At 72.8% G+C, this 7,200-nt stretch carries 6 protein-coding genes and 2 pseudogenes; 3 read left to right on the top strand and 5 right to left on the bottom strand.

Going from position 1 to position 7,200, the window contains the following annotated elements:
• Both VIU94_RS15185 and VIU94_RS15180 read right to left on the bottom strand, forming a co-directional pair.
• Positions 1-295: pseudogene (locus VIU94_RS15185) on the bottom strand (aminopeptidase P family protein); the annotation flags it as partial.
• 80 nt (positions 296-375) lie between these two features.
• The gene (locus VIU94_RS15180; protein WP_331911699.1) at positions 376-1,815 is read right to left on the bottom strand and encodes a PP2C family protein-serine/threonine phosphatase; all 1,440 of its coding nucleotides are present in this window, start codon (positions 1,813-1,815) and stop codon (positions 376-378) included.
• Between the two features lie 459 nt (positions 1,816-2,274).
• Between VIU94_RS15180 and VIU94_RS15175 the strand changes: the two genes are divergently transcribed.
• Together VIU94_RS15175 and VIU94_RS15170 are read left to right on the top strand one after the other, a co-directional pair.
• Positions 2,275-2,958: a bifunctional DNA primase/polymerase gene (locus tag VIU94_RS15175; protein WP_331911697.1), complete on the top strand. Its 684-nt coding sequence runs from the start codon at positions 2,275-2,277 to the stop codon at positions 2,956-2,958.
• 188 nt (positions 2,959-3,146) lie between these two features.
• A complete protein-coding gene (locus VIU94_RS15170) occupies positions 3,147-3,722 on the top strand; it encodes a hypothetical protein (RefSeq protein WP_331911695.1) in 576 nt (191 codons plus the stop codon).
• Between the two features lie 208 nt (positions 3,723-3,930).
• Here VIU94_RS15170 and VIU94_RS15165 read toward each other — a convergent pair whose 3' ends face one another.
• The 3 genes from VIU94_RS15165 to VIU94_RS15155 form a co-directional block, all read right to left on the bottom strand.
• Positions 3,931-4,899, bottom strand: a complete 969-nt coding sequence (locus tag VIU94_RS15165; protein WP_331911693.1) for a DUF5926 family protein — start codon at positions 4,897-4,899, stop codon at positions 3,931-3,933.
• Between the two features lie 197 nt (positions 4,900-5,096).
• Entirely contained in the window at positions 5,097-5,696 is a 600-nt protein-coding gene (locus VIU94_RS15160; protein WP_331911691.1) for an ATP-binding protein, read from the bottom strand.
• A 174-nt stretch (positions 5,697-5,870) separates the two neighbouring features.
• Entirely contained in the window at positions 5,871-6,677 is an 807-nt protein-coding gene (locus VIU94_RS15155; protein WP_331911689.1) for a glycerophosphodiester phosphodiesterase, read from the bottom strand.
• A gap of 223 nt (positions 6,678-6,900) precedes the next feature.
• Here VIU94_RS15155 and VIU94_RS15150 point away from each other — a divergent pair.
• Positions 6,901-7,200: pseudogene (locus tag VIU94_RS15150) on the top strand (protease); the annotation flags it as partial.

Raw genomic sequence — 7,200 nt, 5'->3', positions numbered from 1 at the left:
ACGCGTACTCGGTGGAGGCGCGGAAGCTGTACTCGGTGTCGTTCGAGCGGGTCCTCAGGTTGCCCGCGGGGATCACCAGGCGCTCGCCGGGGAAGCGCGCGGACAGCGCGGCGCGGCGCGCGGCGGTGTGCGCGGCCTGCGCGATCGGCTCCAGGTCGTGGAGCTCCGTGTCGGCCCAGCCGGACTTCATGTTCTCGGCCAGCTCGTCGGATACGCCCTGGTAAAGGCCGTTCTTGCGCTGCTTGATCGGCTCCTCGGCCTCGTCCGGGGTCTCCGGGGTGAGCTCTTCGGCCACGGGTCCGCCTCCTTTTGGTACGACACTGAACCCCCACCATCGTACGGTCGTACGGAAGGGGGCCCAGGGCCGTAAGACCCTTACCCGTCGAAGCGGGCCGCGAGCAGCACCACGTCCTCGCCCTCCACCGGCCGGTCGAGCCCCTCGGGCAGCATCGTGCGCAGCACGTGGTCGGCGACCGCCCCCGGGTCGGCGCGGTCCGCCCGGGAGACGCTCGCGGCGGCGGCGTGCAGCCGGGCGAAGGCCCGGTCCATGGGGTCGCCGGTACGGCGGAGCAGCCCGTCGGTGTAGAGCAGCACCGTTTCTCCGGGCGCGGGCGACAGCTCCACGCTGGGGGCCTCCCAGCAGGAGAGCATGCCCAGCGGCGCGGACAGCGAGGTCTCGACGAACTCGGTGCGGTGCTCGCCGACGATCAGCGGCGGGGTGTGCCCGGCCCCGGCCAGCACGATCTTGCGCAGTCCGGGCTCCGCGTACGCGAAGAGCGCGGTCGCGGAGCGGGCGGGCTCGGTGAGCCGCAGCAGCAGCTCCAGGTCGGACAGGACGGCGACCGGGTCCTCGCCCTCCATCACGGCGTACGCCCGCAGGGAGGCGCGCAGCCGGCCCATCGCGGCGAGCGCGCTCGGCCCGCTGCCGGAGACGGAGCCGACGGCGAGCCCGAGCGCGCCCTCGGGCAGCGGCAGCGCGTCGTACCAGTCGCCGCCGCCGCGCGGATGGGTGCGGTGGCGTGCGGCGAGCTGGACGCCGGGGACGCGGGGGAGGCGGCTGGGCAGCAGCTCCTCGGCGACGGTGGCGACCTGGACGCGGGCGCGTTGCAGCTCGACGAGGCGGGCGAGGTGCTCGGCGGCGTACCGGACGTAGAGGCCGACGAGGTGGCGCTGCCGTTCGACCGGTTCGGCGGGCTCGTCGTACAGCCAGACGACCGCGCCGAGCCTGCCGAGGCCGGTGGCGGGCGCACTGTCGAGCGTGGTGGCGGCCCCGCCGCCGCTCTCGCCCGCCTCGCCGCTCTCCCCCGCCGCGAGCGGCAGGGCGTAGCTGGCGGCGTAGCCGAGGCGGGCGGCGACCTCGCGGTGGCGGGGGTCGAGCCCGGCCTCGCCGAGGAGGTCGGGGTGGGCGCCGGGGTCCGGCAGCCCGTCGAGGATGCGGCCGTAGGAGGTGGCGCTGCGCGGCACGGTCTCGATGTGCCCGAGGTCGGCGTGGGCGAGGCCGAGTCCGACGGTGGTGGCGGGGCCGAGGCCGTCGGCGGGTTCGAGGACGGCCATGCCGCGGCGGGCGCCGACGAGGGCGGACCCGGCGCGCAGCAGCTCGGCGAGCGCGGCGTCGAGCGTGTCGGTCCTGACCAGGCGTTCGATGAGTTCGTGGAGCGTGGTGAGGTCGGAGACCCAGGCGGCCAGGCGGTCCTGGATCAGGGCGCCGGGCGGGGCCGGCGCGGCGGGCCCGCCGGAGAGGGAGGCCGCAGTGTGGGTGGGACCGGGAACCGTGGAATCGATTCCGGCCACATTCGGCAGGTGAGCAGCGCTCATGGTCGTCGGCTTTCCGACGGGTGTGTTTCGCGCAATTGCATCGCAAACCCCCAGTCAATCTGCGCCGGCGGCAGTGCATCCACATGTACACGCACCCGATGAGGGATGTCCAGCATTGTCCACGCGGGACTTATGGTGTCCGTGGGGTGCTGCGCAGGGTGTTGAAGTTACGTCGAACTTGGCTGAAAATTACCCCCGCTGCGCACCTTTTGCGGTCGACTGACGTCGTTTGAAAGAGCGTTGAGTCGATGCCGTGTCGGGTACGTACACGGTGATGGCCCTTACCGCCGCAGGCGACAGCGGGCGCAGAGGATGCGCCGCGCGGTCACGCGTCAGATGAACGACGAGCCCGACTCGGCCCCGGTTTCCAGGGGCGGCGAAGCGCTGATACGCACAGTGAATGGATCCGCACGTGGTGTGATGTGGACCTCGGCGTTCAACGGAAAGGAACGAGCGCTCATGCGCGAGATCCTCGGAATGCGACGCAGGCTCCGGTTCCGGCGCACGGGGAGGACCGAGCAGCTCGACACGGCGCTCGCCTGCGCCGCCGAGTGGCAGTGGCCGGTTCTCCCCGGTGTGGGACTGAAGAAGGCCGGAAGCCGTGGTGACCGCGGGCGCGGCTGCGCCTGCCCCGACCCCGAGTGCGTCGTCCCCGGCGCGCACCCCTTCGACCCCGGGCTGCTCGCGGCCACCACGGACCCGCGCATGGTGCGCTGGTGGTGGACAAACCGCCCGGACGCCCCCGTGGTGCTCGCGACCGGCGGGCGCGCCCCGTGCGCGGTGAGCCTGCCCGCGGTCGCCGGTGCGCGGGCGCTGAGCGTGCTCGACGGGTGGGGCATGCGGCTCGGCCCGGTGGTGGCGACGCCGACGCGGTTCGCGCTGCTGGTCGCCCCGTACGGGATGGAGCAGCTCGGGGAGCTGCTCTACGCGAAGGACTCCGTGCCCAGCTCGCTGCGCTTCCACGGCGAGGGCGGCTACCTCGTGCTCCCGCCGTCGGTCGGCGGCACCGGACAGGTGCGCTGGGAGCGGGCCCCGCTGGCCGGCTCGTCCAGGCCGTGGCTGCCGGACGTAGAGGCGGTCGTCGACGCCCTGGTCGACGCGAGCGCGGGCGCACCGGGCGGCGGCAGCCGGCTGGCGTACTGAGATCGAGCGGCCGGGCGGCCTGGGAGCCTCCGGTCGGTGTATCGGCCCTGCCCTGTCACCCGTACGGGTGTGAGCAGGGCCGAGTTGTACGGGAAACGGGCGCGCGGCGGCCCGGGCGCGCGCCGCCCGTCGATATCTTCGGGACGCAATCTTCGCGACGGCATCTTCACGACGGCACAGGTGGGGCCATGAATCTGCGCGTGATCGGGCTCGGGGCCGCCGTCGTGTGCGCGGTCCTCGTGCCGCTGGCGGCGTTCGCCGGACAGACGGGCCGGACCGGAGGGAACGGTACGAGCGCGTCCTCCGGCAAGGGTGAGCCGGGCGGACTGCTGTCCGTCGTCGGCGTCCCGTCCCGCTCCCCCGCCTCCGCGCCCTCCGCCGCTGCGCCCTCGGCCGAGCCGGCTCCGGCCGACCGGTCGTCCGCCTGCGGCCCCGAGCTCACCTCCCCGGACGGGATCGAGGCGCAGACCTGCGTCCTGACCGAGGGCCGGGAGACCTGGGGGCGTACGTACTACCGCAACGCCTCCGGGCAGGAGCTGACCGCCGTACTCACCTTGATGGCCCCCGGCGGGAAGACCGTACAAACGCATTGCGCGATCTCTGCGCAGGACGAGCCCGGGGCTTGTGAAACGCCGCGGGAACGCACGCATGGAGCGGCTTCGCAGTACAGCGCGGTGGCGGAGTTCGCGGGCTCGGGCGAGGGGGACAGCACCCCGCTGTTGTTGCGGTCTGGAAGCAACGCGCCTGCGGCGAACGGGAGTTGACGCCCGGGGCGGTCACGGGCATGAAAACGCCCGATCGCTGGCGACGGGGGATGCACCAGCGACCGGGCTTCCAGAACCGTAACAAGAGATCTGCCGTTCGCAAATTCGATCTCTGTAATTCAGTCAGGTATTTACCCGGGCCGGGCGGCGTGTTGTGGCGGACGTCACCGACTGGTCGGTCTGTCAGTCACACACGCCGCCCCGGGATTCAGCTGAGCGTGACCTGACGGTTCGTGAGGCCGCCGCGGGCGCGCCGCTGCTCGGGCGTGAGCGGGGCGTCCTCGGCCAGCGCGGCGGCCAGCCGCTCGGCGAACTCGGCGGCCGGCTTCTCGCACTCCTCCGCGCCCATCGCGCTGGGCAGGTCCCACACCGGGACCATCAGGCCGTGCGCCCGGAAGGAGCCGACCAGACGGGTGTCCTCGCCGAGCGAGGAGGTCCCGGCCGCGTGCAGCCTGGCCAGCGCGTCGAGCAGCTTCTCCTCGGGGTGCGGCATGACCCAGCGCAGGTGGTTCTTGTCCGGGGTCTCGCACCAGTACGCGGAGTCGACACCGGTCAGCTTGACGGTGGGGATCGCGGCGGCGTTGGCGCGCTCGAGGGAGGCGGTGACCTCGGTGGAGGCGCCCTCGGAGGACTCCGGGACCCAGAATTCGAAGCCCTCGTGCACCTCCGGCGCAAAATCGACGTCCGCGTCGAGCAGATCCTGCAGACGCGGGCCCTCCGCCGGCACGCGGCGGGCGGGGACCGGGTTGCCGGGCTCCGTCTCCAGCGCGCGCTGGAGGGTGTCGGCCAGGTCGCGCGCGAGGTCGCCGGAGGACGACTCGTTCTGCAGCGCGAGGAGGATCGATCCGTCGTCGCGGCGCAGCGCCGGCCAGGCCATCGGCAGCACGGTCGCCAGGGTCACGGACGGCACGCCCTCGGGCAGCCCGCCCTTCAGGGCGAGAGGTGCGGTGGCGGCGGGCACCAGCTCGCGCAGGGCGACCCAGTCGCACTCGCCGTTGAGCCCCTCGAAGGGGCGCTGGACGAGCTCGGTGACGGCGTGCGCGGCGGCCCGGCCGTGACACGCCTTGTAGCGGCGACCCGAACCGCACGGGCAGGGTTCGCGGGCCCCGACGACCGGGATCTCCCCGTCGGTTGCCTGCGGCTTGACGGCCTTCGTCTGGGGGCGCTTCTTTGCCATGGTGTGGCTTTCTCCCGATAGCGGCGGTGCGTTCTCGGCCGCGAGCCTAGCCGCCCGGTCCGCGCGAGGGGTGCGGTACGGGACGCGGAACGGCGACGGGCGGGTCGTACGGGCCTGTTGATCGGTCGCTGGCAGTGGCCTCGCAGTGGCCTCGCAGCGTCCTGGCAGTGCGCACCGGGTCCTCGGTCGGGCAGTGGTCAGTCGAGGTCCTCGTACGCGTCGAGGAGTTCGAAGCCCGGGCCCGCGACGCTGGTCGCGAAGTCCTCGCGCCGATGGCCGGCGGTGACGATCACCCAGACCGTGACCTCGCCGGACGCGCTGTCCCGTACGCCCCAGTCCTGGGCGAGCGCTCCGATGATGTTCAGCCCGCGGCCGCCGCGCGCGGTGACCGAGGGCGTCGCCGGAATCGGGCGGGTCGGACCACCGCCGTCCGTCACCTCGACCGTCAGTCCGCCCGACGGGTCGATGCGCCACGCCGCGCGTACGTCGCCGTCGCCGACGTCGGCGCGGCCCAGCGGTCTGCCGTGCCGGCAGGCATTGCTGAGCAGTTCGGAAAGGATCAGTACCGCGTCGTCGACGACCGATTCGGCCACTCCGCTGCGGTGCAACTGCTCCCGCATCCGGTGCCGTGCTTCCCCCACGCCCGCAGGGCCATGAGGCACGGCCATGCTCGACGACGTGGGCACCTCCTGTGCCACCACCAACGCCACCCCCGAGACCTCCTTCACCCCACGCCACGGTGTGAATGCCCCAATGGCCTGGACCGGAAACCGGCCAGTACGCCTCCGGTGACGCACTCGTGACGATCGAATACGGTCCGAACGCGCCGGTGCACTCCCTGTAAGGGGAGTGGGGAGTGGGGCAGCCGGTACGTGAGTGACTGAGTGACTGAGTGGCAGAGCGGCTGAGTGGCCGAGTGACTGGCTGACCGAGTGACTGGCTGGCCGAGTGGCTGAGTGACCGAGTGACTCCTAGAGGCGGCCCAGGTGGGCGAGTACCTGCTTCGGCCGGTTGGTGATGATCGCCTCGACGCCGAGCCGGGCGCAGAGCTCGATGTCCTCGGACTCGTCCACGGTCCAGACGTGCACCTGGTGGCCGGCCTGCTGGAGCCGCAGCACGACCGTGGGGTGGTGGCGCACGATGCGGATCGAGAGCCCGGCGATGCCGGTGGCGCCGGGGAGCCGGCCGTCCTTGAGGCGCGGCGTGACGAACTGCGTGAGATAGACGGTCGGGAGGGCCGGCGCGGCCGCCTCGATCCGGTGCAGCGAGCGCGCGGAGAAGCTCATGACCCGGACGGGCGAGGCGCCCGGCTCCGGATCGGCGAGGTCGAACCGGCGCAGGAGCTGGAGCAGTCGCTCCTCGACCTGGCCCGCCCAGCGGGTGGGGTGCTTGGTCTCGATGGCCAGCTCGATGCGGCGGCCGGCGTCGGCGACGAGTTCGAGGAGCCGTTCCAGGGTGAGGACGGAGGTGTACTCGCGGTCGCCCCAGTCGGGGCTCTCGGTGGCTTCCTCGCGGCCCTTCCAGGTGCCGAAGTCGAGCGCGGCGAGATCGGCGAGCTCCAGCGCGGAGACGGCGCCGCGGCCGTTGGAGGTCCGGTTGATCCGGCGGTCGTGTACGCAGACGAGGTGGCCGTCGGCGGTGAGCCGGACGTCGCATTCGAGCGCGTCGGCGCCGTCCTCGATGGCCTTCATGTAGGCGGCGAGGGTGTGTTCGGGGGCGTCATCGGAGGCGCCGCGGTGGGCGACGACCTGGATGGTGTGCTGCCGTGCATGGGTCACCGCGTCATCGTGCCATCAGCGGCGGGAGGGATCCGAGGGGATCGGGAGGGATCCGAGGGGATGGGTGCGCCGGGTGTCCGATCTGCCCGACATACGGCTGTCCGTTCTGTCCGACATAAAGGATGCTGGGTGAATCCACAGGTCCCGCTTACAGTGGCCTGACGGCTGGTGGGAAAAGCTGACCACGGACAGATGACCTGCGCAGTGAACCGAGGAGAGAGCTGTGAGCACCGAGAACGAGGGCGCCAAGGTTCCGGCGGACCCGAGCGCCCCGTCCGTACCTCCCGCACCTCCCGTCCCGCCCGCGTCGGTCGAATCTGCTCCGACGGCGGCGGTGCCGGAGGGCGAGCCTGGGCACTCCCCCCGGCCCGAGCAGCCCACGGCGCCGCTGCCCCCGACGCAGCCGACTGAGGCCCCGGCTCCCCCGGCCACGCCCCCTTCCGCGGCCACGCCCCCTTCCGCGGCGTCGCACCAGGAGGCGGGCTGGCCGCCGCCTCCGCCGACCATGCCCGCGTACGGCGCG

The sequence above is a fragment of the Streptomyces sp. genome, from assembly GCF_036566765.1.
Lineage (GTDB): Bacteria > Actinomycetota > Actinomycetes > Streptomycetales > Streptomycetaceae > Streptomyces.
This window is presented reverse-complemented; position numbering and strand designations above follow the sequence as displayed.

Bases quoted from the DNA above. Each gene is read 5' to 3' on its own strand.
- VIU94_RS15180 (WP_331911699.1), bottom strand. From the start codon at position 1,815: ATGAGCGCTGCTCACCTGCCGAATGTGGCCGGAATCGATTCCACGGTT.
- VIU94_RS15175 (WP_331911697.1), top strand. From the start codon at position 2,275: ATGCGCGAGATCCTCGGAATGCGACGCAGGCTCCGGTTCCGGCGCACG.
- VIU94_RS15170 (WP_331911695.1), top strand. From the start codon at position 3,147: ATGAATCTGCGCGTGATCGGGCTCGGGGCCGCCGTCGTGTGCGCGGTC.
- VIU94_RS15165 (WP_331911693.1), bottom strand. From the start codon at position 4,899: ATGGCAAAGAAGCGCCCCCAGACGAAGGCCGTCAAGCCGCAGGCAACC.